Origin of the sequence: Arthrobacter russicus, assembly GCF_031454135.1 — a bacterium.
In the GTDB taxonomy this organism is placed as follows: Bacteria; Actinomycetota; Actinomycetes; order Actinomycetales; family Micrococcaceae; genus Renibacterium; species Renibacterium russicum.
On the sequence record NZ_JAVDQF010000001.1, the window covers coordinates 2,919,406 to 2,944,458 of the forward strand.

A 25,053-nucleotide genomic window follows, 5' to 3' on the forward strand; every position below is an offset into this window, starting at 1 on the left:
AGGAACTCCCCTGAGCATCAAATGTTGCTTTCCTGGGGAGGGGTTCAGCAGCAGGCTGATCTATGACAGCAAACTGTGCAAGAGTGACACGCTTCACACCGTGCTGTGCCGGAAGGCCTTCAGCGGCCGGCTGCGATGATGTTCGGCGCGATATTGGCCGCATAGATCTCGGCCGCCGCTTCGGCGGGGTGCAAGCCGTCAATGCTCAGCCCCGCCGGCCAGGTGTTCTCCGAGGTGCGCAATCCCTGGAACGGGTCGACGTAAGTCCACCCCCGTTCCGCTGCCGCGGCGGCCAATCGAGTATTCCAATCCGCGATCCGGGCCGGGGGCAGCCGGTCCATCGGGCCGACGGCGGTGACCAGGAAAGCGCTCGGCGGGACGGTGCCGCCGCACTCGGCCTTCAACCGTTCGAGATTCTTCAGGTTGGTCTCGAACGATTCGCCCAGGAGCAATGAATTGGTCCCGAAAGCGGCGACGACAACGGACGCCCGGGTGCCTTCCTGGCATAAATTGCGGTCGATCAGCATACCTGCGGTCAGGCCGCCTTGGGCATATCCGCCCACAAAGTAAACACCGTTCTGCGAGAGGTATTTGGGCCAAGCGCGGTTGCCCAGGTCTTGCCGGGAAAAGGCTGCGGAATCGCCTTGTGAAATCGAGTCGCCGTAAACCAGGGCGGTGGTGCGTGCTTCGGGTGCGGCCGTGAGACTGCCGGCGCTGGCCCCGGCGCCGGACGGCGCGGGTGCGGACATCCGGAAGAACGCGAGGGCCCCCAGCACGATGGTGCCGGCCAACGCGGCGCACAGTACGGCGTATCTGAGTTTGAAGCGTTTCACAGCGGTTTCCTGTCCTGTCAATGGGGCCAAGTTTGCTTGATCCGGCCGAGCGGGCGGCGAGCGGAGACTGAGGGTTTGGCGGATCAGCGATGGCCGGAGTGAAGGCCCAATAAGTGATCTATGACACATTTTCGGATCCTGGTGTCATGAGTGCGGCACTGCGGGTACCCCTTACTGACAATTTCAACATGATTGAATTCGATGAGCAAAATTTCGATTCGACGAAGAGGAAAATTGAGCCTATTTATCGTGGGCTCTATATTGTAATGCCAATTTGTTTTTATAGTTTGACAAAGATTACTTCTTGAGGCTAGCTTTAAGTCGAATGCGTCTGTAATTGGGAGTTTCAATCATGGAGTCATTCGGATTTTTAAATATTTGTTGAATCAAAAGGTTCATGGTCGCTAAGCAGACAATGCATTCTAGCTAGATAACGTGGGGAGTCGCTCGAAGATGAAGGAAACTAAGGACGCAGGATCGGGATTCAAGTTCCCTGAAGCCGTGAGCCGGAGGACGGTGGTGAAATCGGCAGCCTGGTCGGCGCCGGTGATGGCGCTTTCCGTTGCGGCGCCTGCAGCCGCGGCTTCCGTCACCTCGACGATCTCCGGCGAACTGGATGTCTCGGCTTGGGAAGGCGGTGTGGAGGTTCGTGGAGAAGACGCGAACGGCAATCGGCGCAGCACCCAGATCACCGGGACCAAGGTCGGATCGACGATCACGAATCTCGAGATCGACCTTTTCGTCAGCATCGATGGCCGGCAAGACGGGGATGCCGCGCCGGTCCTGGGTTGGACCGGAATGCCCAGCGAGTGGGCGCTGCCGGTGGCCCAAGAGGTGGTCACGATCGACGGCCGGCAGTTCCGCCGGTATGTGATTAAGTACGAAGGCGTGATCACCGCGAGCGATCCGGTGACTACTGTGCCGATGCAGGATCTCAGCTTCAACTCCGATGGCCCGCAGGGCACCGGCGTCTACTTGAAGATGCAGACCCGGGCCATCGTCGACGGAAAGCAGATCCAGGGCACGCCTGGAGCCACACAGTACTTCGGTGGCTTGAACCCGGCGGGTGCGCCGATGCGGGATCAGCAGCGGTCGGCCCGGCGCGCTCCAACGGCTCCGACCCGGGACATGTCCCCGCAAGCGCGGCAGAATGCCCGGGTGCTGCGCGGCTGATCCGCGCACGTCCCGGACGACGTCGTTGCCCGGCTCCGAAACTTCTCCGGTGCCGGGCGCACGGTCTCGCCCGAGTCGGCCCGGCCGACTACGACTTTTTCGCTCAGGCTTGTGATTGGGAGGGGAGCCTGAGCGGCAGGAAAAATACCGCAACGTCACTTCTGCGCCGCAGAGCCACTCCAATGCATCAGAAATAGATTGGGAAACCATGAATAAGCAAGTTCTCGTGCCCGCCGGGGGCGGGCGCACTTCGCGCAAGCCGCGCGCAACCTCGGTGGCCGCCTTGGCCCTTGGCGCTGCACTGATTGCGCCGTTCGGCCTCGTGGCAACGGCCGGTCCGGCCAATGCGGCGACTGGTGATACCTGGCCTTTGGACGGCAATAAAGCAGTGAACATCGATGCCGGTGCGCTTTACGCGAGTGAGGGCGGCAGCATCACTAAGATCAAGTTCGACGGCGGCAAAGTCACTCAGGAAAACATCGCCAATCGCTATGCGCCGACGTACTGGGCGGGCAACCTCGGGTTGGGCCCGGACGCCAGCGACCCGAGCAAACTCGCCTTCATGGGCAGCCGTTGGAATGCCAGCACCCAGCAGGTTTACCGGGTAAAGGACGGCGATAACAAGATCGAAGAGGTGGGCCAGTCGCGGCGCTCGCCCACGGGCGTTGCCTGGGGCGGCAGCGCGGTCGACGGCAAAGGCATGTACTGGCAAGGTACTAACCTCGCCAGCCCGGCCAACACCAGGATCAGCAGGTTCGACCCGACCACGAACACCACGACCCTCAGTGGCAAGTTGGTTGCGCCGGCTAGCGACCGGGTGTGGAACGGCGGAAATCAGGTCGCCCCGGATTACGCATTCGATGTCCAGGGAAATTTCTACGGTCTGATGACCAGCAATGGCTACAACACCGGAAACTACATCTACAAATACGATGTCTCCAATTTCACCGAGGGTGCTGAGGTCCCGGTGTCCCAGGCGGTCAAGGTCGAAGGTTTGCCGTACGCTGCTGGTTACTACTACGGGTTCGCTTGGCTCAATGGCAAATGGTATGCCGGGCAGAGCAATGGCGATATCTATGTCATCGATCCCGGCACCGGCCAGGCTTCGAAGGTGGCGACCAAGCAACCGGGCGGAAACGGCAGCTACAGCTACCGGCTTCAGGATCTGGCCTCGGGCGGACTCGTGCCGATCAACCCCGCGGGCGATGCCAAGGTGAAGAAGGAGTCCGACGTTCCGTTGCGCATCGCGATGGTCTCCAACCAGGTGCTCAACTACACCCTGACCTACACCAATGACACCCTGCGGCCCACCGCCGTCGATGAGTTCGACGACATGAGCCGGGTGCTGGACGACGCCACGGTCAACTCCCAGCCGGTTTCCGACAACGCTGCGCTCCAGGTCAGCGCGGTCAGCGGCAACCGGTTCACGATCAAGGGCACGATTGATCCGGGTCAGACCGTCCAGATCAAGTATTCGGTCAAAGTGAACCAGCCGAGCAACCGCGGCGACAACCGGATGACCAACTTCGTGCTGAAGGACGGTGAGACCGCTCCGCAGTTCTGCATCGCATCGAACAGCCGTTGCGCGGACAACCGTACAGCCACTTCGATCACCGGCTAATCGGGGCTCGCTTCCTGAGCCGCGCGCTCTGACGCCGGCAGAAGCGATGCTTCCGAGCGAAGCTCGAGTCCGCTCGGGGCGGTGACCAACCAGGTCATCGTCCCGAGCGGACTTTTGCCGTGCCGCCAGGTGCCGGCACCTGACGGGCGTGAGAAACTTCTGCAGTACCACAGACAGGAAAACCCAGATGACTGCTGAAAACCCCGGCTCCGCGGCTGGTGCTTCCGTGGCCGCCGCCGAGGCTCCCGCGGAAAGCTTTTCGCGGAAGATGGTTTTCTCGTTCGCGATCAATGTGGCGGTCCCGCTGGTCTCATTGGCGACGGCGCCGATCCTGGCCCAGTCTCTGGGGGTGGAGGGGCGCGGTGTGGTGGCCGCAGCCGTGGCGCCGCTGCTGTTCGTCGTCGCGGTGGGGGCTTTGGGCATTCCCGATGCGATCATCTACTTCGTCGCGAAACACTCTCGGAATGCCCGGCAAATCGCGTCCCGGGCCGGTGTATTGCTGTTCGCCCTGGGGGTGCTCTGCGGGGTGTTGGTCTGGATCTCTGCGGTTCCCCTCGCCGCGGGCAACGCCGAGTTATTGCGTCTGATCGGAATGACCGCGCTAGCCACACCACTGAACTTCATGGCTGCTTTGCCGCGCGGCCTGGCCTTGGGCAGCCATCGATGGAAGCTGGCCGCAAGCGTGATGCTGGTCAGTGCCGGACTGCGGTTGACTGCTTATCTGGTGCTCTGGTTGGGCGGATGGTTGACCCCGTTGATGGCGGTCTTGATCATCCTGGCAATGCCGATCCTGGAATCGTTGTGCTACCTGCCCTTCCTGATCCGTCGCCTCGGCCCAAACGAACGCCACGAAAAGAGCCCGGCCCTGGGATTTGCCGCCATCACGTCGTTCGGCGGACGGCTCTGGTTCGGTTCCTTGGCCGGCATCGTCTTGAGCCGGATGGACCAATTGCTGATGGTCCCGTTGTCGAATGCGAAGCAACTCGGGCTCTACGTCGTGGCGGTGAGTGTGGGCGAAGCTCCAGGTGTGATCGCCTCCGCGGTGCGCGGGGTCATTCTGCCCTCCGACGCCGCGGAAGGGGAGTCGAAACAAGCCGATGAGCGTCTGCAGCGAGCGGCGCGGATCACCTCATTGCTGACCTTGTTGTCCAGTTTGGCACTCGCCGCGACTTGTTGGTGGTGGCTGCCGATACTCTTCGGCCGGGATTTCAGCGCTGCGGTGCCAGCCACCCTGGTCCTGCTGCTGGCGAGTTCGCTCGGAGCCGGCGGTTCGGTAGCCGGGGCGGGCTTGAGTGCCCGCAATCGTCCGGGCTTGCGCAGTTTGAGCATGGGCATCGCCGCGGTGCTCAACCTCATCGTGTTCTTGCTTCTGGTCGGCCCGCTGGGTGCGGTCGGCGCCGCGATTTCGACCTTGGTCGGCAACTTTGTTGCGGGCAACCTGAACTTGGTCTGGTTGTCCCGGAAATTCGGCATGCCGATTGCCGGCTTCTACGGCGTCCGGCGAAGCGACCTGGACATTCTGTGGTTCGCCGGGAAACGAGTCCTGCGCCGACCGCGGGCGCGCCGCGGCTAGGCCGAGCGCAATAGCAGCCCGGCTGCCTGCAACGATCCGACGGCTTCGGCGACCAAGCGTTCGCTCTCCGGATGCGCTCCGTACTCTGCCAGCACCGCTGCGTGCAGCTGCTGCTCGGTGCGCCAGCTCCGGGCGGATGTCCAGATTGCCGCCCCGATGCCGGAAACGACATCGAATCGCTCGCCGTTGAGGACGGCCAGGGACTCGCCCAAGCGGATCGCGTCGTCAGGTACGACCCGACGCAGCAACTGGCCGCCGTGGCCGGAGCCCGGCGCCCCGGCCACGGTCAAGTCGACCGGCGTCCAATCTCTGGCGCTGCCGGCCAGGGCGCGGTCTTGGCGCAGCAGCTCCGGGACCAAGGGCGTCAATTGGGTGTTTTCCGCGTAGGTCACCCGGATTGCGCCACCGGTCCGGGTCAGCACCTCGGCGAGTGCAACCAGGCCGCGATCGAGCCGGGACAGCGAGGAAGAATCCGGTACCAGCAAGCCCAAGGCTTCTGCAGTGCCCAGGGGCTCGACCAGCGGCTCGTCGGTACCCGGCACCCGATGGAGGAGTACGATCCGGTGCAGCACCGGGTCCGGATGAGCTTCGGACAAGGCCAGTTCCTCGGGGGAGTATTGCTGTTTGGGGCGTTTGCCGTCAGGGCCGAGCACCGAAAGCGGTTTCGGATAGGGCAGAATCTGCAGCGAAGCCGGATCGATCGCGACGGTTTCATCGGAGAGGTAACCGAATTGCCGGGCCAGGTTCCGGATCGCCGTGGTCTTGCCGGTGCCCGATTTGGCGACCAAGGCGAGCGAGCGGCCGCTTTCCGGATCGCTGATTCCACCGGCATGGAACATCAGCCGGCGGCCGGCGACCGAATTGATGCCGGCCAGGGTCAGCAGGGAGACGATGTCTTCGTGTTGTTGCCGCCAGGAAATTCCGCTGTGCCGGACGAAGACGGCGGCGGACCGGCCTCCGCGCCGGGGATTGCAACGGTGCCAGCAGCGGTCCAGCTCGGCCATTTCCAGATCGCTGAACCCGCTGAAGCTGATCGAGGCGCCGAGCACCTCGACGGTCCAGAGATCGGCTTCCCGGTCCTGCATCGGGGCGTCCGGCACAGTCTCTGGGATTACCCAGCGGAACGCGCCGGCGACCGGTGAATCGGTCGGATTCGATGTCATGTGCAGTTCTCCGTTTTCGATGGTTGGCAATGCTCCGGGCCAGTCGGAGTCCGGTATCGTTCTCTCTCGGCGACGATATCCGATGATGCTTCATCCAGCCGCGGACCCGGTGCATCCAGTCGGGCCGCTCCGCCCGGACTGAGGCTTCTTCCAAGAGGTGGTTCTCGGTGCACGCGGTTTATGACGGCACCGGCCAAGATGCCGGACCGGCGGGTGGGGCGTACGGTGATTGGTGTTTTCCGCGCCGATCCGGCATACTAGATGAGTTGTTCAAGCGCTCCTTCGCGTCCCCGTCCGGATAATGCCGGATGTGAGGGTCCAAGCTGGAGCCCAAACATAACCAGCCAACCTTTTTTGTCGGCGTCGTTTGCGTGAAAATCGCGACACGCCCGACCGCGGGGGTCGGTGTCCGAGGCATTGAGGAACCCGGAAGTTTCCGGATTCAGTGTCTGCGGATTCACATTGCAGCAAGTCAACAGAGCAGCAAGCCAGGAAGAGAGCCAAGCCATGGCGGGACAGAAAATCCGCATCCGGCTGAAGTCGTATGACCACGAGGTCATTGACGTTTCAGCCCGGAAGATCGTTGAGACGGTCACCCGTGCAGGCGCAACGGTAGTCGGCCCCGTGCCGTTGCCGACGGAGAAGAACGTGTACTGCGTCATCCGTTCGCCGCACAAGTACAAAGACAGCCGCGAGCACTTCGAAATGCGCACGCACAAGCGTCTTATCGACATCATTGACCCCACGCCGAAGGCCGTCGACTCGCTCATGCGCCTCGACCTGCCGGCTGACGTGAACATCGAAATCAAGCTCTGAGGGAGGTGCTGAGAAAACTATGACCGCGATCCGTACTGTAAAGGGAATCCTGGGCACGAAGCTCGGCATGACCCAGGTCTGGGACGAGAACAACAAGCTTGTTCCGGTTACCGTCGTCCAGGCTGACTCCAACGTCGTCACCCAGCTGCGTGACGCCGCCAAAGATGGCTACACCGCCGTTCAGATCGGCTACGGCCAGATCGATCCGCGCAAGGTCACCAAGCCGCTTGCCGGCCACTTCGAGAAGGCCGGGGTCACCCCGCGTCGTCACGTCGTCGAGCTGCGCACCAATGACTCCGAGTCCTACTCGCTGGGCCAGGAGCTCTCCGTGGAGATCTTCGAAGCCGGCCAGAAGGTCGACGTCGTCGGCACCTCCAAGGGCAAGGGCTTCGCCGGTGTCATGAAGCGTCACGGCTTCCACGGCGTCGGTGCCTCGCACGGCGCCCACAAGAACCACCGCAAGCCCGGTTCAATCGGTGGCGCTTCTACCCCCAGCCGTGTTTTCAAAGGCCTCCGGATGGCTGGCCGCATGGGTGGAGAACGCCACACCACGTTGAACCTGACAGTTCACGCCGTTGACGCCGAGAAGTCCCTGCTGCTCATCAAGGGTGCCATCCCCGGCGCCCGTGGCCGGGTCGTCCTCGTGCGTACCGCCGTGAAGGGAGCATAAGACCATGGCTACTAAGACTGTAAAAGTTGATCTGCCCGCAGAGATCTTCGACGTCCAGACCAACGTGCCGCTGCTGCACCAGGTCGTCGTCGCACAGCTCGCGGCTGCCCGCCAGGGCACGCACAAGACCAAGACCCGCGCCGAAGTTTCCGGTGCCGGTCGCAAGCCGTTCAAGCAGAAGGGCACCGGCCGGGCTCGTCAGGGCTCGATCCGCGCCCCGCACATGACCGGCGGCGGCATCGTGCACGGCCCGACCCCGCGTGACTACGCGCAGCGGACCCCCAAGAAGATGAAGGCTGCTGCATTGCGCGGCGCCTTGTCCGATCGGGCCCGCAACGAGCGGATCCACGTGGTCGCCGAGCTGGTTGCCGGCACCAAGCCTTCGGCCAAGGAAGCTCTCGCGACTCTGCGCGGCGTTTCCGAGCGGAAGAACCTGCTGGTCGTCATCGAGCGTGCCAATGACGTTGCCGCACTGTCCGTGCGCAACCTGGCCGAGGTCCACGTGCTGTACGTGGATCAGTTGAACACCTATGACGTGCTGATCTCCGACGACGTCGTCTTCACCAAAGCTGCTTACGAAGCTTTCGTCTCCGGCAAAGCCGCGGATGACGCCTTCGGTGCCGGCGCCCCGGTCGAAGAGGTCGTCGAAGCTGACGCAGTTGAGACTGAGGAGGCCGGCAAGTGACCAACGCAGTTGCTAACTCGGCGATTTACAACAAAGACCCTCGCGACGTGGTGCTGGCACCCGTCGTTTCGGAAAAGAGCTACGGCCTGATCGACGAAGGCAAATACACCTTCCTGGTCGACCCGCGCTCGAACAAGACCGAGATCAAGTTCGCCGTGGAGAAGATTTTCTCCGTCAAAGTGGACTCGATCAACACCATCAACCGTGCCGGTAAGCGCAAGCGGACCAAATTCGGATGGGGACAGCGCAAGAACACCAAGCGTGCAATTGTCACCCTCAAAGAAGGCACGATCGACATCTTCGGCGGTCCGCTTTCATAAGCGGAGACCACTTTAACGAGGAAATATCATGGGAATCCGTAAATACAAGCCGACAACCCCGGGCCGTCGTGGCTCGAGCGTTGCCGACTTCGCAGAAATCACGCGGTCGACGCCGGAGAAGTCTCTGGTCCGTCCGCTGCCCAAATCGGGCGGCCGCAACAACTCCGGCAAAATCACGACCCGCCACAAAGGTGGTGGCCACAAGCGCCAGTACCGTCTGATCGACTTCCGTCGGCATGACAAAGACGGCGTGAATGCCAAGGTTGCGGAGATCGAATACGATCCGAACCGTACCGCTCGCATTGCACTGCTGCACTACGTTGATGGCACCAAGCGTTACATCATCGCCCCGAACAAGCTCAAGCAGGGTGACTTCGTCGAGGCAGGTCCGGCAGCGGACATCAAGCCCGGCAACAACCTGCCGCTGCGCAACATCCCGGTGGGTACTACCATCCACGCCGTGGAACTGCGTCCGGGTGGCGGTGCCAAAATGGCACGTTCGGCTGGCGCTTCGGTCCAGCTGGTTGCCAAGGAAGGCCGCTTCGCCCAGTTGCGTCTGCCCTCCGGCGAAATCCGCAACGTCGACGTGCGCTGCCGCGCAACCGTCGGCGAGGTCGGCAACGCCGAGCAGTCGAACATCAACTGGGGCAAGGCCGGCCGGATGCGCTGGAAGGGTGTCCGGCCGACGGTCCGTGGCGTTGCCATGAACCCGGTCGATCACCCGCACGGTGGTGGTGAAGGCAAAACCTCTGGTGGCCGTCACCCCGTCAACCCGAATGGTAAACGTGAGGGTCGCACCCGCCGCCCGAACAAAGAGAGCGACAAACTCATTGTGCGTCGCCGTCGTACTGGCAAGAACAAGCGATAGGAGCCTGGACAGATGCCACGCAGCCTGAAAAAAGGTCCTTTCGTTGACCAGCACCTCTTTGTGAAGGTAGCAAACGAAAACGAAAAGGGCACCAAGAACGTCATCAAGACGTGGTCCCGCCGGTCCATGATCATCCCCGACATGCTCGGGCACACGATCGCCGTGCACGACGGCCGCAAGCACATCCCGGTGTTCGTCACCGAGTCGATGGTCGGGCACAAATTGGGCGAATTCGCTCCGACGCGGACTTTCCGCGGCCATGTGAAGGACGACCGTAAGGGCAAGCGCCGCTAGGCGCCTGCAATTACGGCTAAGACGAGAGAAGGAAAGCAATGGAAGCCAAGGCCATTGCGCGGCACATCCGCGTAACGCCTATGAAGGCCCGGCGCGTCGTCAACCTGATTCGTGGCAAGCAAGCGAATGAGGCCCTGGCGATTCTGAAGTTTGCCCCGCAGGCAGCTTCGGAGCCGGTATTCAAAGTACTCCAGTCCGCAGTGGCTAACGCCCGCGTGCTGGCCGATCGGGACAGCGTTGCCTTCGACGAAGGCGATCTCTTCATCAGCGAAGTCTTCGTTGACGAAGGTCCCACCATGAAGCGGTTTCAGCCGCGTGCCCAGGGCCGCGCCTACCGCATCAAAAAGCGCACCAGCCACATCACCGTGGTTGTCGCTACCCCTACGAGCGAGGAGGACCGCTAAGTGGGACAGAAAGTAAACCCGCACGGGTTCCGACTCGGCATCACCACCAACCACGTTTCGCACTGGTTCGCGGATAGCAACAAGGCCGGCCAGCGTTACAAGGACTTCGTCCGCGAAGACGTCAAGATCCGCCAGCTCATGTCCACCGGCATGGAGCGCGCAGGCATCGCCAAGGTTGAAATCGAGCGCACCCGTGACCGCGTCCGCGTCGACATCCACACTGCCCGTCCGGGCATTGTGATCGGTCGTCGTGGTGCCGAAGCAGACCGCATCCGCGGCGAGCTGGAGAAACTCACTGGCAAGCAGGTTCAGCTGAACATCCTCGAGGTCAAGAACCCGGAGATCGAAGCCCAGCTGGTTGCCCAGGGCATCGCCGAACAGCTCTCTTCCCGCGTGGCTTTCCGCCGTGCGATGAAGAAGGCCATGCAGTCCGCGCAGCGTGCCGGTGCCAAGGGCATCCGGGTGCAGTGCTCCGGCCGCCTCGGTGGCGCTGAAATGAGCCGTTCCGAGTTCTACCGTGAAGGTCGTGTGCCGCTGCACACCCTGCGTGCGCAGATCGACTACGGCTTCTTCGAAGCGAAGACCACGTTCGGCCGCATCGGCGTCAAGGTCTGGATCTACAAGGGCGATGTCACCGCGAAGGAACTGGCGCAGCAAGCTGCCGCAGCTCCGTCGCGTGGCCGCGCTCCGCGTGGTGACGACCGTGGCCCGCGTCGGGACAATTCCGGCCCGCGCCGCGATGGCGGAAGCCGCGGCCAGCGCAATGACCGTAACGAGACCGCTGCGGTGGAAGCTGCTCCGGCCGCTGCCGCTGCAGCCACTGAGGGGAGTGACGCTTAAATGCTGATCCCACGTCGAGTGAAGCACCGTAAGCAGCACCACCCCGGCCGTTCCGGCCAGGCCACTGGTGGCACCAAGGTCAGCTTCGGCGAGTTCGGCATCCAGGCTTTGACGCCGGCTTATGTGACCAACCGTCAGATCGAGTCCGCTCGTATCGCGATGACCCGTCACATCAAGCGTGGTGGCAAGGTGTGGATCAACATCTACCCGGACCGTCCGTTGACCAAGAAGCCTGCGGAAACCCGTATGGGTTCCGGCAAGGGTTCGCCGGAATGGTGGATCGCCAACGTCAAGCCGGGCCGGGTTCTGTTCGAACTCTCCGGTGTCAATGAAGAAGTCGCTCGCGAGGCCCTGCGCCTGGCAATCCACAAGCTGCCGCTCAAGGCACGCATTGTGCGTCGTGAAGGTGGTGAATAGAAATGGCAGTTGGAACCAAAGATCTGGCCACTGAGAAGCTTGACGGCTTCGACAAAGAACGTCTGACCGACGAACTGCGCAAGGCCAAGGAAGAACTGTTCAACTTGCGTTTCCAGTCAGCCACCGGCCAGCTGGAAAACCACGGCCGGTTGCGGGCAGTGAAGCGCGATATCGCGCGGATCTACACCGTGATGCGTGAGCGCGAGCTGGGCATTCGCCCGGATTTCGTCGCTGCTGTGGCGGAGGACAAGGCTGAAGCCAAGTCCAAGAAGAAGTCTTCGAAGAAGGCAGAAGAGAAGGCCGTCGAGGCCGATGCTGAAGCCACCGAGGAGACTGCCAAGTGAGCGAAGAGAACAAGGAAGCAACCGTGACTGCTGAAGCTGTTGAGACCGAAGGAACGACGTCGGCCCGCGGCTACCGCAAGGTCCGTCGCGGCTATGTCGTCTCCGACAAAATGCAGAAGACCATCGTCGTCCAGGTCGAAGACCGCGTTAAGCACGCGCTCTACGGCAAGGTTCTGCGCCGTACCTCCAAGGTGAAGGCGCACGACGAAGAGAACACCGCCGGCATCGGCGACTTGGTTCTGATCAGCGAGACCCGTCCGCTGTCGGCCACCAAGCGCTGGCGCCTGGTCGAGGTCCTCGAAAAGGCCAAATAAGCACTGCACTGAAGCCCCGGGTCGTCCAGCGACCCGGGGCTTCTTTTTGTGCGCCGAACACGTCTGCACAGATGCTGGGGCCATTGATGCAGTCGAGGCTGTTGTGGCCCTAGCCGTTACGCCCTCCAGCGCTATCTGTGCAGACGTGTTTCTGCGTCATGGTTCATCTGATGTTGATTACTCTCGATTCTTGGACATCGCCACGGCGGCGCTGCCCGCTGCTACCGTTGCGCCGGCCGCGGCCAGCACCCCGGAGGCTGAGAAGCCGAGCCCGGTATTCGGCAGCGTTGTGCCATTTACAGGGTCATTTCCAGCGCCATCGTTGGTGCTGTTGCCGGTTTCAGTGGCGGCGGCTTTGACGGACACCGCCAGACTGGCCGTTTCCACTCCGGCGATGGTGAGTACGAGCCGGTGGCTGCCGGAGGCGGCCGGAATCTGGCCGTTCAGCACAATGCCGCCGGTTCCGTCGATCTTTCCGGCAGCCAAGCGGACCGGTGTGGAACGCAGCTCCAGGACTGCATCCAGGCCGGTCCGGGCCTCGCTGACCATGACCGTCACCAGTTGTCCTGGCTTGACTTCGCTGCCCGGAGCTAGCTGCACTCCGTCGCCGTCCAGGAACAATACCTTGGGCGGAGTTTCCTTCTTTCCGCCTACCGGAATAACACTGACGTCCTGGCCATTGACCCGGACCGTGACCGGCCCTTTGTCGAGCGCCCGGTCGGCGACGATCCGGTAGCTGACCACCTGGCCGTCCGTCCAGCTGCAGTCCACCTGGTAGCCGCCGCGGGCCCGCAGCCCGGTGAATGATCCGGACTTCCGCCATTCCTCCGGGCAGGCCGGCAACAGGTGGATGAACCCGGCATGGCTTTGCAGCAGCATTTCTGCAACAGCACCGGAGATGCCGAGGTTGCCGTCGATTTGGAACGGCGGATGCGAGGCGAAGAGGTTCGGCAGGGTGTTGTAGCTGAGCAGGCCGCGGAACATCTGCTGGGCCCGGAAACCGTCGCCCAATCTGGCGAACAGCGCGGCGCGCCAGGGCCAGGTCCAGGACCGGCGGCTGTCCCCGGAGACCGTTGCCGCGGTGAACGGCACGCCGGCCTTCTCGCCGCAGCGGGCCTTGAGCGAGACCAGCGCGGCAGCGGAGAATTCCGAATTCTTCGGGGTGATCTGCCGTCCCGGGTAGACCGCGAACAGATGCGAGGTGTGCCGGTGGATGTTGTTCGGATCGTCGCGGTCTTCCTGCCATTCCTGCAGCTGCCCCCAGCGGCCGATCTTGTTCTGCGCCAATCGGCTCTGCAGGCCCGCGATGACCGTCTGGTACTCGGCGTCGACATTGAGCGCTTTGGCGCTGTCGAGGTAGTTCTGGAACAGGTCCCAGATGATCTGCTGGTCGTACATGACGCCGTCTTCTTTGGGCCCTTGTTCGGGTGACCAGCCGTTGGGCGAGACCAGACTGCCATCCGCGCGGACCTTGAGCCGGTCCTGCCAGAACTGGCAGATCTCCTTGATGATCGGGTAGGCGAGATCCCGCAAGTATGCGATGTCCTGGCTGAATGCCCAGTGTTCATAGAGATGCTGGGCGTACCAGGCGCTGGCTACGGTGTTCCATTCCCAGGAATTTCCGCCGAAGACGCTCTGCGAGGTCCGGGCGGTCCAGCCGCGCACCTGCGAGCCGAAGGCGTTTCTGGTCGCCACCCGGCTCGGTACCGCAACCTGTGCCACGAACTTGGCCAGGGCCAGGTGCGATTCGGACAAGTTGGTGGTCTCGGCACCCCAATAGTTCATTTGGACATTGATGTTGGTGTGGTAGTCGGAAGCCCAGGCCGGCTGGTTGCTGTTGTTCCACAGTCCTTGCAGGTTCGCCGGCAGGCCGTCGGCCCGGGAGGAACTCAGCAGCAGGTACCGGCTGAAATCGAACATAATCTGTTCCAAGGTCGGGTCCGCACCTCCGGCGGCATACCGCTTGAGCCTGGCACCGGTCGGCAGCGCGAGCACGCTCTGCTCGGAATCGCCCCAGGCCACGGTGGCCCGGTCCATCAGCGCGGAAACCCGTTGCCGGTGATCGGCCAATAGCGCCGAATAGCCTTTCAAAGCCGCTTTGTTCAGGGCGATCGCGATACCCGGTGCCGGGTCTGCGCCGCGCCATCCGGCGGTGGCGTTCATTGCATAGTCAGTCCGCGCGTCGAGCAACAGGGTGAGCTTGGTCGCGCCGCTGAACTGGAGAGTGTTGTCCTTCGCGGTGACTGTGCCGTCGGACTCGACGACTCGCACCGTGGCCGCGTGCTTCAGATTGTTGGCCATGTTGCCGCGGAAGGCCAACTGCTTCGCCGTGACATCGGCGCTGGTCGAAGCCTGGGTCTGGGCGGATTTGAGCGAAATGGTTCCGGACAATCCACCTGCCGCGTTGCTGGTGTAACGCAGCACCATCACGTCGTCGACCTGGCTGACGAAAGCCTCGCGGAGCACTTGCCCGGCGACACTGCCGAAGCGCGTGCTGTGCACGCCGACCGCTAGGTCGAGTGCGCGCTGGTAGCCGACGACGACGGCCCCGGACTGCGAGTCGAAGCCCGGGCCGGACACTTTGACCGCAGCGAGCTTCAACGGAGTGTTCGCGGAGCTGGTGGCCAGGGTCAAGCGGTAGGCCGGGTATGCCTTGGTGTTGCTGACCGCGAAGGTCTTGCTTTCGTTCCGGGCTTGGAACGGGGAGCCGCTTTGCCGGGTGTCGAGTACTGTCCAGACGGCTCCGTCCTCGGAGCCTTCGAGTTTCCAGGACCGGGGGTCCGAATCGGCGGCGTCGGCGCTGGTGAGGGTGTAGGAATTCACCACCGCCGGCGTGGCCAGGTCCAACTGCCACTGTGCTCCGGCCCCGGGTGCCGGGACCTGCCAGCTGGTCGCCGGGTCGTTGTCCACCGAACGCAATACGCCGGTAGCGCCGGCGGATTCTGCCGAAGATTCGCTGGGACACGAGATATAGCTGGTGAAGGCCCCCGGATTCATCCCCGGGACGGTGATCTCCGCGACTTGGAAATGGCTGACCCCGGCTTTCGGCACGAAAACGAAGCGGTAAAAGGCGTAGCCGGTGGTGTTGCCGAAGCTGAACCGTTTTTCCAGCCCCCGCGATTCGAACGGGCCGATTGCCCGGGAATCCAGCACGGTCCACGCGGAACCGTCTGCCGAACCCTGCAGAGTCCAATCCTGCGGGTCCCGGGCGGGCACATCGTTCGCGCTGGTCAAGGCGTAGCCGGCAAGCACCGTGGGTTCCGGGAACTGGATCTGCCACAGCACCTCCCTGGGCGGACCGACGATGCACCACTTGGTGTTCGCCTTGCCGTCGCTGGCCGCCGCTGCGGTCTCCGAATCCGAGGTGGTGTAGGGGCCGCCGGGGGTGCTGATCACGGGGCGTTTCCGGGCCGCGAACGTCACGTTGAGCTGGCCGAAGTCCCGGTAGGAGCCGAAGCCCGTGACGCTCGTGTCGTAGTCGCTGTCCGGTTTGCCGGCAAGCGCGTTGTCGTAGTTGTTGACCCCGCCCCAGAGGCTGATTTCGTTGAATTGGACGACGTCTTCTTCCGGACTGCCGAAGATCATTCCGCCGACCCGGCCATTGCCGATCGGCAGCGCCTGGGATTGCCAATCGGTTGCCGGAAGCCGGTACCAGAGTGATTTGGCGGAAAGCTTCGCCGAGTCCGGGGGAGCGGCGGGCCCGGTCTGTCCGGGGAGCCCCCGGCTTGCGGCGCCGGCCTGCTGCGCGGCCGATTCGAGGAGCACTGGCGTCGTTGCCAAGGCTCCACCCAATTGCAGGACGCGGCGCCGGCTGAGCGGAATTTGTCGATTCATTTGAAGCCCCAACTATTGATAGATTAGATGTTTATACGGTCAATCATTGACTTGGCTACAGAAACGGAGCATATTCTGCCGATGTTATGAGATTAAAGATCGGATGTCTACGTTTTTGATCGAGGTGGGATTGCGGATCGCTCACGGTTCGGGCGCAATCCCCCGCGGGCGGCGGATTCCGTCGGTGGGCTGCGGCGGCTTGCCGAGTGAAGCGACGCCTCGAATCGTGATAAGATATTGAGCTTGTGTGGTCTATTCAAGGCCGCGCAATGGGCAACACCATAAACTCGTAAACTTTCGTGCCAGTGCATACTGCCGTTCTCCGCTGTGCGGCGGGCGGTCCAAATGTTCCTGGCATGGCGGTTTAGGCCCGCTCTGGCAAAATCCAGGCGGGTTGAGAGACACCCCCGATCAACTGTTCCGCAAGGCTCATCCTGTATGCACGACTTCAGGGTGAGAACCGGCGAGACGACAGGAGTAACTAGTGATTCAGCAGGAGTCGCGACTCAAGGTTGCCGACAACACTGGTGCTAAGGAAATCCTTACCATCCGTGTCCTCGGTGGCTCTGGCCGTCGCTACGCAGGTATCGGCGACGTCATCGTCGCCACCGTCAAGGATGCAATTCCGGGCGGAAACGTGAAAAAGGGCGATGTGGTCAAGGCCGTCATCGTCCGCACCAAGAAGGAACGCCGCCGTGCGGACGGTTCCTACATCAAGTTCGATGAGAACGCTGCAGTGATCTTGAAGAACGACGGCGACCCCCGTGGTACCCGTATCTTCGGCCCGGTCGGCCGGGAACTTCGCGACAAGAAGTTCATGAAGATCATCTCGCTCGCTCCGGAGGTGTTGTAAACATGGCGAAGATCAACATCAAAAAGGGCGATCTGGTTCAGGTCATCACCGGTGCCAAGGCTGAGCGCGGCGGCGACCGGGGCAAGCAGGGCAAAGTCCTGCGGGTTTTCCCGGAAAGCAACCGCGTGCTCGTTGAAGGCATCAACCGCGTGACCAAGCACACCAAGGTCGGACAGTCGCAGCGCGGCACCAAGACCGGTGGCATCGAGACCGTTGAAGCCTCCATCCACATCTCGAACGTGGCTTTGGTGGATCCGTCCACCAAGAAGCCGACTCGCGTCGGCTACCGCCTCGAAACCGTTGAGCGCGACGGCCGTGAACGCGTCACCCGCGTTCGCTTCGCGAAGAGCTCCGGAAAGGATCTGGCATGAGCATCGAAACCACTGAAGCTGTAGAGAAGATCACGCCGCGTCTGAAGACCCGCTACGCCGAGGAAATCAAGAAGACGCTGCAGGACGAATTCAACTACGGCAACGTCAACCAGGTTCCGCGCCTGGTCAAGGTCGTCGTGAACATGGGCGTCGGCGAGGCAGCCCGGGACTCCAAGGTCATCGACGGTGCGGTTCGCGACTTGACCCTGATCACCGGCCAGAAGCCGATGGTCACCAAGGCCCGCAAGTCGATCGCCCAGTTCAAGCTGCGGGAAGGCATGCCGATCGGCGCGCACACCACGTTGCGCGGCGACCGGATGTGGGAATTCGTCGACCGTCTGGTCACCCTGGCACTGCCCCGTATCCGCGACTTCCGCGGACTTTCCGGCAAGCAGTTCGATGGCAATGGCAACTACACCTTCGGTCTCACCGAGCAGGTCATGTTCCACGAAATCGACCAGGACGCGATCGACAAGATCCGTGGCATGGACATTACCGTGGTCACCACGGCGAAGACCGACGACGAAGGCCGCGCGCTGCTCAAGGCGCTTGGCTTCCCGTTCAAATCCGAAGACTAACAACTACTTGGCAGGTCCCGTGCTTCGCGCCGATTGCCGGCGCATGAGAAGACAACGCGGAAACCGCTTCGAGGAAGGGCAAGAGCCCACATGACTATGACAGATCCTGTCGCAGATATGCTCACGCGTCTGCGCAACGCAAACTCGGCATACCACGATACCGTGACCATGCCGTTCAGCAAGCTCAAGGGCCACGTGGCCGACATCCTGAAGGCTGAAGGCTACATCGCCAGCTGGAAGGTCGAGGACGCCGAGGTCGGCAAGAAGCTGACCATCGACCTCAAGTTCGGTCCGAACCGCGAGCGTTCCATCGCCGGCATCCGCCGGATTTCCAAGCCCGGTCTGCGCGTTTACGCGAAGTCCACCAACCTGCCGAACGTGCTGGGTGGTTTGGGTGTCGCCATCTTGTCGACGTCGTCCGGTCTGTTGACCGACCGTCAGGCTGCAAAGAAGGGCGTGGGTGGGGAAGTCCTCGCCTACGTCTGGTAGTAGGGGAGGAAAGAACTATGTCACGTATTGGACGTCTCCCGATCTCCGTGCCTGCCGGCGTCGAGGTTAAAGTCGACGGTTCACTCGTTTCGGTGAAGGGCCCGAAGGGACAGTTGTCCCTCACGGTTTCGAACCCGATCGAGGTCGCACTGGAAGAAGGCACCCTCACGGTGTCCCGCCCGAACGACGAGCGCGAATCCCGTTCGCTGCACGGCTTGACCCGGACCCTGATCTCGAACTTGATCACCGGTGTCACCGAAGGCTACGAGAAGAAGCTCGAAATCGTCGGAACCGGTTACCGTGTTCAGGCCAAGGGCTCGGACCTCGAGTTCGCCCTGGGCTACAGCCACCCGGTCGCCGTCAAGGCTCCCGAGGGCATCACCCTGACGGTCGAGGGCCCCACGAAGCTCTCCGTCTCGGGTATCAACAAGCAGCAGGTGGGCGAGGTTGCTGCCAACATCCGCAAACTCCGCAAGCCCGACCCGTACAAGGGCAAGGGCATCCGCTATGCGGGCGAAGTTATCCGCCGCAAGGTCGGAAAGGCTGGTAAGTAATCATGGCTTTGACCATTAATAAGAACCGCAAGGGCAAGTCCCGTTCGGCCGCCCGCGGTCGTCGTCACCTGCGCGTCCGCAAGCGGATCGTCGGTACCGAGACCCGTCCCCGTCTGGTTGTCAACCGTTCGGCCCGGCACATCTTCGTGCAGGTCGTCGATGACAGCAAGGGCGTGACCGTGGCTTCTGCTTCCACCTTGGAAGCAGATCTGCGTGCGTTCGACGGCGACAAGACCGCCAAAGCCAAGCGCGTTGGCGAACTGGTTGCCGACCGTGCGAAGAAGGCCGGCATCGAGTCCGTCGTCTTCGACCGCGGTGGCAACAAGTACCACGGCCGGATCGCGGCCGTTGCCGATGGCGCACGTGAAGGCGGTTTGGCCCTGTGAGCGAGAACATCAAAGAAGAAAGCACAACCACTGTGTCTGAGAACACCGAAGCAGTTGCGGCTACCGAAACTTCTGCCGGTTCCAACGAGGATCGTCGCGGCAGCAGCCGTGGCGGCCGCGATGGTGGCCGTGGCGGACGTGACGGTGGCCGTGGCGGCCGCGATGGTGGCCGTGGCGGCCGCGATGGCGGACGCGACGCTGAGAAGAACCAGTACATTGAAAAACTGGTGACCATCAACCGCGTGGCCAAGGTCGTCAAGGGCGGCCGTCGCTTCAGCTTCACCGCCCTGATGGTCGTCGGCGACGGCAACGGTCTGGTCGGCGTCGGCTACGGCAAGGCCAAGGAAGTTCCCGCAGCGATCGCCAAGGGCGTCGAGGAAGCGAAGAAGTCCTTCTTCCGCGTTCCGCGCATCGGCAACACCATTCCGCACCGCGTACAGGGCGAGGCCGCTGCCGGCGTCGTGCTGTTGCGTCCGGCAACCCCGGGTACCGGCGTTATCGCCGGCGGTCCGGTGCGCGCCGTGCTGGAATGCGCCGGTGTCCACGACATCCTGTCGAAGTCGCTCGGTTCCTCCAACGCGATCAACATCGTGCACGCCACGGTTGCCGCACTGCGCCAGCTCGAAGAGCCGGCTTCGGTTGCAGCCCGCCGCGGTTTGCCGATGGACGAGGTCGTTCCCGGTCCGTTGTTGCGTACCATTCAGGAAAATGCGCAAGCAAAGGCAGGTGCCTAATGACCACCCCGAAGAATGTCCAGGTGTCTGAGAAGACTCTGGAGATCACGCAGATCAAGTCCACCATCGGTGGAAAGCAGAACCAGCGCGACACGCTGCGTTCACTGGGCCTCAAGCGCATCGGTCACACCGTGGTGCGCAAGGCCGATGCAGTGACCGTCGGCATGATCAACACGGTTCCGCACCTGGTGAAGGTAGAGGAGGCGAAGTAATCATGGCTGAAGCTACTAAAACTAAGGCCGCCAAGGCGTCCGCCACTAAGGCAGACAGCGCCAAGGCAGAAACCGTTGAGAAGCAGAACGCATTGAAGGTGCACCACCTGCGTCCGGCTCCCGGCGCCAAAACCGCGAAGACCCGTGTGGGCCGTGGCGAAGGCTCCAAGGGCAAGACCGCAGGCCGTGGCACCAAGGGCACCAAAGCCCGCTACCAGGTGAAGGCCGGTTTCGCCGGCGGTCAGCTGCCGTTGCACATGCGCCTGCCGAAGCTTCGCGGCTTCAAGAACCCGTTCCGGGTGGAGTTCCAGGTCGTGAACTTGGACAAGATCTCCGAGTTGTACCCGGATGGTGGCGAAGTGACCGTGGAGAGCCTGGTCGCCAAGGGGGCAGTTCGCAAGAACCAGCCCGTCAAGGTGCTCGGGACCGGTGAACTCACCGTCAAGGTGCAGGTTACCGTGAACGCTTTCTCGACCAGCGCTACCGAAAAGATTGTTGCTGCCGGCGGTTCTGCTACCGAGCTGTAATTGCTTTGGCACACAGCATGAATTGAGCTCTTGGTGGATGGGGGATTTCCTCCATCCACCAAGAGTTTTTCGTTTTCTATAGGGTCTACCCACTAGACTCGGTTGGTGGGCCATGGCGGCCCAACTTCTTCGGAACCAAGAACTTCAGGAGGATGCTTGCTTTCCGCAATTGGCCGCGCCTTTCGCACGCCTGACCTGCGACGCAAGTTGTTGTTCACGCTGGGCATCATTGTCATTTTCAGACTCGGCGCCTTCATCCCTTCACCGGGTGTGAACTATAACAATGTCCAGCAGTGCCTCACCGCCGGCAATACAGATCAAGGCATCTACCAGCTGGTCAACCTCTTCAGCGGTGGCGCATTGCTCCAGGTGTCCATCTTCGCGCTCGGCATCATGCCGTACATCACCGCGAGCATCATCATCCAGCTGCTGCGGGTGGTCATTCCCCGCTTCCAGGATCTGCACCTCGAGGGCGCCCAGGGGCAGAGCAAGCTCACCCAGTACACCCGTTACCTGACCATCGGCCTCGGCTTGCTCAATGCCACCACGCTGGTGTCATTGGCCCGTTCCGGCCAGCTGCTCGGCGGCTGCGGCCAGGATGGCACTCCGGGCGCGATCATCCCGGACAGCTCGATCATCGTCACGATTCTATTGATCATCACCTTGACGGCCGGCACCGGTCTGATCATGTGGATGGGCGAATTGGTCACCGAAAAGGGTGTGGGCAATGGCATGTCGCTGCTCATCTTCACCTCGATCGTGGCGCAGTTCCCGGTTTCGCTCGGACAGATCTGGAGCACCAAGGGTCCAGGAACCTTCTTCGTGGTTCTCTTGATCGGTGTGGTGGTGATGGCCCTGGTGGTCTTCGTGGAACAGTCGCAACGACGCGTACCGGTCCAATATGCGAAGCGGATGATCGGCCGGCGCACCGTCGGCGGCACCAGCACCTATATCCCGATCAAGGTCAATATGGCCGGCGTGGTGCCGGTCATCTTCGCCTCCTCGCTGTTGTACCTGCCGGCACTGATCGCACAGTTCGCCGCTGGCGGCAACAACGCGAATGCACCGGGCTGGGCGATTTGGATCAACGACAACCTGACCAAGGGCGACCACCCGATCTACATGGCGATGTACTTCTTCATGATCGTGTTCTTCACGTACTTCTACGTGGCGATCACCTTCAACCCGGAAGAAGTTTCGGACAACATGAAGAAGTACGGCGGCTTCATTCCGGGCATCCGGGCCGGCAAACCGACTGCGGACTACCTGCAGTACGTGTTGTCCCGGATTACCTTGCCGGGTGCAATCTACCTCGGTCTGGTCGCTTTGATCCCGCTGATCGCGCTAGTGCTGATCCAGGCGAACCAGAACTTCCCGTTCGGCGGCACCTCGCTGCTGATCATGGTCGGCGTGGGTCTGGAAACCGTGAAGCAGATCGATGCGCAGCTGCAACAACGGCACTACGAGGGGTTGCTGCGATGACCAGAATGCTGATCGTGGGCCCTCCGGGGTCAGGCAAGGGCACCCAGGCCGAGCGGATTTCCGATCGTTTGGGCATCGTGGCCATTTCCACCGGCGACATCTTCCGGGCCAATGTCAAAGGCGAGACGCCTTTGGGTTTGGAAGCCAAGAAGTTCATGGACGCCGGAGACTATGTGCCGGACAGCGTGACCAACAAAATGGTCCGCGACCGGTTGCAGCAGGCCGATGTGCAGCACGGCTTCCTGCTCGACGGGTACCCGCGCACTTCGGCTCAGGTCGACGAGTTGGACGACATCCTGAGCGCCAAGGGTGAAAAACTGGATGTGGTGCTGCAGCTGACCGCGGACGACGAAGAACTCGTGCGGCGCCTGCTGGGCCGGGCCAAAGAGTCCGGGCGCAGCGACGACGACGAGAAAGTCATCCGGCACCGGCTGAATCTTTACCACACGCAGACCGAGGCCGTGGTGGTCCGCTACCACGAGCAGGGCCTGTTGGCGAAGGTCGACGGGATCGGCGCGATCGATGAAGTCACCGACCGCATCATGGCAGCGATCGACGGCGTGACCGCAACCAAATAGTCTCTCCCGGTAACGACGACGGCGGGCCCACACCTAGGTGCGGGCCCGCCGTCGTCGTAGCTGCCGGGTTTGCGGCCCGGGACCGGCGCTGGCGCATCGTAAAGTAGTCCCCAGAGGATCAAAGGAGTCAATCATGGGCGAAGAAACGACGGCGAAGCCGCTACTGGGCCTGCGGGTCCTCGAAATGGCGGGCATCGGGCCAGTACCCCATTTGGGCACGTTGCTTCGGAATCTCGGTGCTGAGGTGACCGTTGCCGTCCGTCCGACGCCGAGTATGGCCGATTTCTTGCAGACCTTTTACGCGCAAGGAAAAGCGCACCGTCCGTTCGACCTCAAGAAGCAGGGGGACCGGTCGGCTGTGCTGGAGCTGGCTCAAGAGTCGGATGTGCTTTTGGAGGGTATGCGGCCAGGGGTGATGGAGCGCCTGGGCTTGGGACCGGAGGAGTGTCTCAAAGCCAATCCCGATCTGATATACGCCAGGGTCACCGGTTATGGGCAGAGCGGGCCCTTGCATGCCGATCCTGGCCACGACATCAATTACATTGCGCAGTCGGGTGCTTTGCACGGCTTTCGACGCGGTAGCGACATGCCGGTGCCGCCGATCAACCTGGTGGGTGATTTCGCCGGTGGATCGATGCACGGTGCGATCAGCATCTTGGCGGCGCTATTGGGCAAACAAGCGGGGCAACCTGTCGAGCAGGTCCTGGACATCGCGATGGTGGACGGATCCGCCGCCTTGATGACCATGTACGAGAACTTTAACCGAGTATTGGGCGATGAGTTGCCGAGTCCCTTGACCAATGCGCCGTTCTACGCGGTCTATGAATCCGCAGTGCCGGGGGAATTCGTTGCTGTCGGGGCGATCGAACCCCAGTTCTTCAGCCAGTTGTTGCTCGCCACGGGGATCGACTTTCCGGACGACGGCAGTCAGAATGATCCCCGGAACTGGTCGAAACTCCGCGAACTGCTCGAAACTGCGTTCCGGAGCAAAAGCCGTTCGGAGTGGGCACGCATCGGGCACGAGACCGGCTCTTGCATTTCTGCAGTGCTCTCGCTGGACGAATCGGGAACAGACCCGCATATGCAACACCGGATAGCTTTGCAACGGCAACGTGGGGCTACTGGTGGAGCGCTGCATCCGAGCCTCTACGAATGATCGGTTCGGGTTGGCGAGCGTTCCGGTGGGCAAGCGCGCCGGGCGCGTACCCGGTAGTCTCAAAGGGCAGGCTTTCGCATCCCGGGAACAGGTGACCAACGTGGCAATCGGCAAAAAATCGACCATCGAGCTCAAGACGGCGGAGCAATTCCAGCTCATGAAGGAAGCCGGGTTGATCCTCTCGGCTGCTTTGGACACCGCGGTGGCCGCGGCTGCGGTCGGCGTGAGCACGTCCGAACTCGATGCCTTGTTCGCCGCGGAGCTGGCCAAAGCCGGTGCGAAGTCGAATTTCCTGGGTTACTACGGATACCCGGCCACGATCTGCACCTCGGTCAATGAACAGGTGGTGCACGGCATTCCGACCGACCGCAAACTCGAAGACGGAGACTTGGTGTCCATCGACGGTGGTGCGATCATCGGCGGCTGGCATGCCGATTCGGCTCGCACCGTGATCGTCGGCAACGCCGATCCGGCCGACGTCGAGCTTTCCAAGGCGACCGAGGCGGCGATGTGGAACGGCATCGCGGCGATGGCGACGGCCTCGAAGGTGGGCGAGGTGGGCGATGCGATCGATGATTTCGTGACCGGGAAGTACGGCACCAAGTTCGGCATCATCGAGGACTACACCGGGCACGGCATCGGCTCGGCGATGCACATGGAGCCGGATGTCCTTAATTACCGGTCCAAGCACCGCGGGCCGAAACTGCGTCCCGGAATGGCCCTGGCGATCGAACCGATCCTGGTCCGCGGCGATATTGCCAGCCGCACGCTGGCCGACGACTGGACCGTGGTGACCGAGGACGGCCAACGGGCGGCGCATTGGGAACACTCGGTCGCGGTGCACGATGGCGGGATCTGGGTGCTGACCGCACCCGACGGCGGGGCGGCCAAGTTGTCCGCTCTGGGCGTCACGCCGGCGCCATTGCCCTGAATTTTTAGCGCGAGTGTGCAGTTATGGCGGCCA

The 25,053-nt window shown here is 62.3% G+C and carries 30 protein-coding genes; 27 read left to right on the forward strand and 3 right to left on the reverse strand.

The annotated features are described in order from the left end of the window. Positions 1-119: 119 nt before the first annotated feature. On the reverse strand, positions 120-833 hold the full coding sequence (locus tag JOE69_RS13560) for an SGNH/GDSL hydrolase family protein (RefSeq protein WP_309799561.1): 714 nt from the start codon (positions 831-833) through the stop codon (positions 120-122). 501 nt (positions 834-1,334) lie between these two features. Between JOE69_RS13560 and JOE69_RS13565 the strand changes: the two genes are divergently transcribed. The 3 genes from JOE69_RS13565 to JOE69_RS13575 all read left to right on the forward strand — a co-directional run bounded on the left by JOE69_RS13565 (position 1,335) and on the right by JOE69_RS13575 (position 5,200). Next, positions 1,335-2,006: a hypothetical protein gene (locus JOE69_RS13565; RefSeq protein ID WP_309799563.1), complete on the forward strand. Its 672-nt coding sequence runs from the start codon at positions 1,335-1,337 to the stop codon at positions 2,004-2,006. Positions 2,007-2,214: 208 nt separating this feature from the next. Beyond that, a complete protein-coding gene (locus JOE69_RS13570; protein ID WP_309799565.1) occupies positions 2,215-3,627 on the forward strand; it encodes a DUF7927 domain-containing protein in 1,413 nt (470 codons plus the stop codon). Between the two features lie 187 nt (positions 3,628-3,814). Next, positions 3,815-5,200, forward strand: a complete 1,386-nt coding sequence (locus JOE69_RS13575; protein WP_309799567.1) for a lipopolysaccharide biosynthesis protein — start codon at positions 3,815-3,817, stop codon at positions 5,198-5,200. Here JOE69_RS13575 and JOE69_RS13580 read toward each other — a convergent pair. Continuing rightward, on the reverse strand, positions 5,197-6,363 hold the full coding sequence (locus tag JOE69_RS13580; protein WP_309799569.1) for an ATP-binding protein: 1,167 nt from the start codon (positions 6,361-6,363) through the stop codon (positions 5,197-5,199). The two genes, JOE69_RS13575 and JOE69_RS13580, sit on opposite strands and share 4 nt — an antisense overlap. A 507-nt stretch (positions 6,364-6,870) precedes the next feature. On the opposite strand from JOE69_RS13580, the gene rpsJ reads away from it, so the two are divergent. From rpsJ to rpsQ, 11 genes are read left to right on the forward strand one after another with little or no spacing between them, the layout of a single operon-like run. Then, positions 6,871-7,179: a 30S ribosomal protein S10 gene (rpsJ, locus tag JOE69_RS13585; protein ID WP_003803825.1), complete on the forward strand. Its 309-nt coding sequence runs from the start codon at positions 6,871-6,873 to the stop codon at positions 7,177-7,179. Between the two features lie 19 nt (positions 7,180-7,198). Next, positions 7,199-7,849, forward strand: coding sequence for a 50S ribosomal protein L3 (gene rplC, locus JOE69_RS13590; RefSeq protein WP_296365807.1), 651 nt, complete (start codon positions 7,199-7,201; stop codon positions 7,847-7,849). Positions 7,850-7,853: 4 nt separating this feature from the next. Beyond that, a complete protein-coding gene (rplD, locus tag JOE69_RS13595) occupies positions 7,854-8,534 on the forward strand; it encodes a 50S ribosomal protein L4 (RefSeq protein WP_296365805.1) in 681 nt (226 codons plus the stop codon). Positions 8,535-8,557: 23 nt separating this feature from the next. Then, entirely contained in the window at positions 8,558-8,854 is a 297-nt protein-coding gene (gene rplW / locus JOE69_RS13600) for a 50S ribosomal protein L23 (protein WP_041685539.1), read from the forward strand. A gap of 28 nt (positions 8,855-8,882) precedes the next feature. Next, positions 8,883-9,722: a 50S ribosomal protein L2 gene (rplB, locus tag JOE69_RS13605; RefSeq protein WP_296365803.1), complete on the forward strand. Its 840-nt coding sequence runs from the start codon at positions 8,883-8,885 to the stop codon at positions 9,720-9,722. Between the two features lie 12 nt (positions 9,723-9,734). Continuing rightward, complete coding sequence (gene rpsS / locus JOE69_RS13610; RefSeq protein ID WP_296365801.1) at positions 9,735-10,016, forward strand: 30S ribosomal protein S19; 282 nt, start codon at positions 9,735-9,737, stop codon at positions 10,014-10,016. 38 nt (positions 10,017-10,054) lie between these two features. Next, positions 10,055-10,420, forward strand: a complete 366-nt coding sequence (gene rplV / locus JOE69_RS13615) for a 50S ribosomal protein L22 (protein ID WP_296365799.1) — start codon at positions 10,055-10,057, stop codon at positions 10,418-10,420. Continuing rightward, the gene (gene rpsC / locus JOE69_RS13620) at positions 10,421-11,260 is read left to right on the forward strand and encodes a 30S ribosomal protein S3 (RefSeq protein WP_309799576.1); all 840 of its coding nucleotides are present in this window, start codon (positions 10,421-10,423) and stop codon (positions 11,258-11,260) included. After that, positions 11,261-11,677 (forward strand): 50S ribosomal protein L16, encoded by a 417-nt coding sequence (gene rplP / locus JOE69_RS13625; RefSeq protein ID WP_296365795.1) that lies wholly within the window; start codon positions 11,261-11,263, stop codon positions 11,675-11,677. It begins immediately after the preceding gene. Between the two features lie 2 nt (positions 11,678-11,679). After that, positions 11,680-12,021, forward strand: a complete 342-nt coding sequence (gene rpmC, locus JOE69_RS13630; RefSeq protein ID WP_296365792.1) for a 50S ribosomal protein L29 — start codon at positions 11,680-11,682, stop codon at positions 12,019-12,021. Further along, the gene (gene rpsQ, locus JOE69_RS13635) at positions 12,018-12,335 is read left to right on the forward strand and encodes a 30S ribosomal protein S17 (protein ID WP_374709712.1); all 318 of its coding nucleotides are present in this window, start codon (positions 12,018-12,020) and stop codon (positions 12,333-12,335) included. The genes rpmC and rpsQ overlap by 4 nt, the downstream gene beginning before the upstream one ends. Before the next feature lie 177 nt (positions 12,336-12,512). On the opposite strand, the gene JOE69_RS13640 is transcribed toward rpsQ, so the two are convergent. Then, positions 12,513-16,169 carry a glycosyl hydrolase family 95 catalytic domain-containing protein gene (locus JOE69_RS13640; protein ID WP_309799579.1) on the reverse strand — a complete coding sequence of 1,219 codons (3,657 nt, stop codon included), beginning with the start codon at positions 16,167-16,169 and terminating at the stop codon, positions 12,513-12,515. Between the two features lie 484 nt (positions 16,170-16,653). Between JOE69_RS13640 and rplN the strand changes: the two genes are divergently transcribed. From rplN to map, 13 genes are all read left to right on the forward strand, one after another. Continuing rightward, the gene (gene rplN / locus JOE69_RS13645; protein WP_005267743.1) at positions 16,654-17,022 is read left to right on the forward strand and encodes a 50S ribosomal protein L14; all 369 of its coding nucleotides are present in this window, start codon (positions 16,654-16,656) and stop codon (positions 17,020-17,022) included. A 2-nt stretch (positions 17,023-17,024) separates the two neighbouring features. Next, positions 17,025-17,393, forward strand: coding sequence for a 50S ribosomal protein L24 (rplX, locus tag JOE69_RS13650; protein WP_296365784.1), 369 nt, complete (start codon positions 17,025-17,027; stop codon positions 17,391-17,393). Next, on the forward strand, positions 17,390-17,971 hold the full coding sequence (rplE, locus tag JOE69_RS13655) for a 50S ribosomal protein L5 (protein WP_296365783.1): 582 nt from the start codon (positions 17,390-17,392) through the stop codon (positions 17,969-17,971). Before rplX ends, rplE begins: the two co-directional genes overlap by 4 nt. A gap of 90 nt (positions 17,972-18,061) precedes the next feature. Then, positions 18,062-18,460: a 30S ribosomal protein S8 gene (rpsH, locus tag JOE69_RS13660; protein ID WP_296365781.1), complete on the forward strand. Its 399-nt coding sequence runs from the start codon at positions 18,062-18,064 to the stop codon at positions 18,458-18,460. Between the two features lie 17 nt (positions 18,461-18,477). Next, complete coding sequence (gene rplF, locus JOE69_RS13665) at positions 18,478-19,014, forward strand: 50S ribosomal protein L6 (protein WP_296365779.1); 537 nt, start codon at positions 18,478-18,480, stop codon at positions 19,012-19,014. A 2-nt stretch (positions 19,015-19,016) separates the two neighbouring features. Further along, the gene (gene rplR, locus JOE69_RS13670) at positions 19,017-19,400 is read left to right on the forward strand and encodes a 50S ribosomal protein L18 (RefSeq protein WP_296365777.1); all 384 of its coding nucleotides are present in this window, start codon (positions 19,017-19,019) and stop codon (positions 19,398-19,400) included. Continuing rightward, the gene (gene rpsE / locus JOE69_RS13675; protein WP_296365775.1) at positions 19,397-20,134 is read left to right on the forward strand and encodes a 30S ribosomal protein S5; all 738 of its coding nucleotides are present in this window, start codon (positions 19,397-19,399) and stop codon (positions 20,132-20,134) included. Before rplR ends, rpsE begins: the two co-directional genes overlap by 4 nt. Next, positions 20,134-20,346 (forward strand): 50S ribosomal protein L30, encoded by a 213-nt coding sequence (gene rpmD / locus JOE69_RS13680; RefSeq protein ID WP_296365773.1) that lies wholly within the window; start codon positions 20,134-20,136, stop codon positions 20,344-20,346. Before rpsE ends, rpmD begins: the two co-directional genes overlap by 1 nt. Before the next feature lie 2 nt (positions 20,347-20,348). After that, positions 20,349-20,873 (forward strand): 50S ribosomal protein L15, encoded by a 525-nt coding sequence (rplO, locus tag JOE69_RS13685; RefSeq protein ID WP_309799584.1) that lies wholly within the window; start codon positions 20,349-20,351, stop codon positions 20,871-20,873. Between the two features lie 156 nt (positions 20,874-21,029). Then, complete coding sequence (gene secY, locus JOE69_RS13690) at positions 21,030-22,355, forward strand: preprotein translocase subunit SecY (protein ID WP_296365769.1); 1,326 nt, start codon at positions 21,030-21,032, stop codon at positions 22,353-22,355. Then, positions 22,352-22,933, forward strand: coding sequence for an adenylate kinase (locus tag JOE69_RS13695; RefSeq protein ID WP_309799585.1), 582 nt, complete (start codon positions 22,352-22,354; stop codon positions 22,931-22,933). Before secY ends, JOE69_RS13695 begins: the two co-directional genes overlap by 4 nt. A 133-nt stretch (positions 22,934-23,066) precedes the next feature. Next, a complete protein-coding gene (locus JOE69_RS13700) occupies positions 23,067-24,089 on the forward strand; it encodes a CaiB/BaiF CoA transferase family protein (protein ID WP_309799586.1) in 1,023 nt (340 codons plus the stop codon). 91 nt (positions 24,090-24,180) lie between these two features. After that, positions 24,181-25,020 carry a type I methionyl aminopeptidase gene (gene map, locus JOE69_RS13705; RefSeq protein ID WP_374709713.1) on the forward strand — a complete coding sequence of 280 codons (840 nt, stop codon included), beginning with the start codon at positions 24,181-24,183 and terminating at the stop codon, positions 25,018-25,020. Positions 25,021-25,053 lie beyond the last annotated feature (33 nt).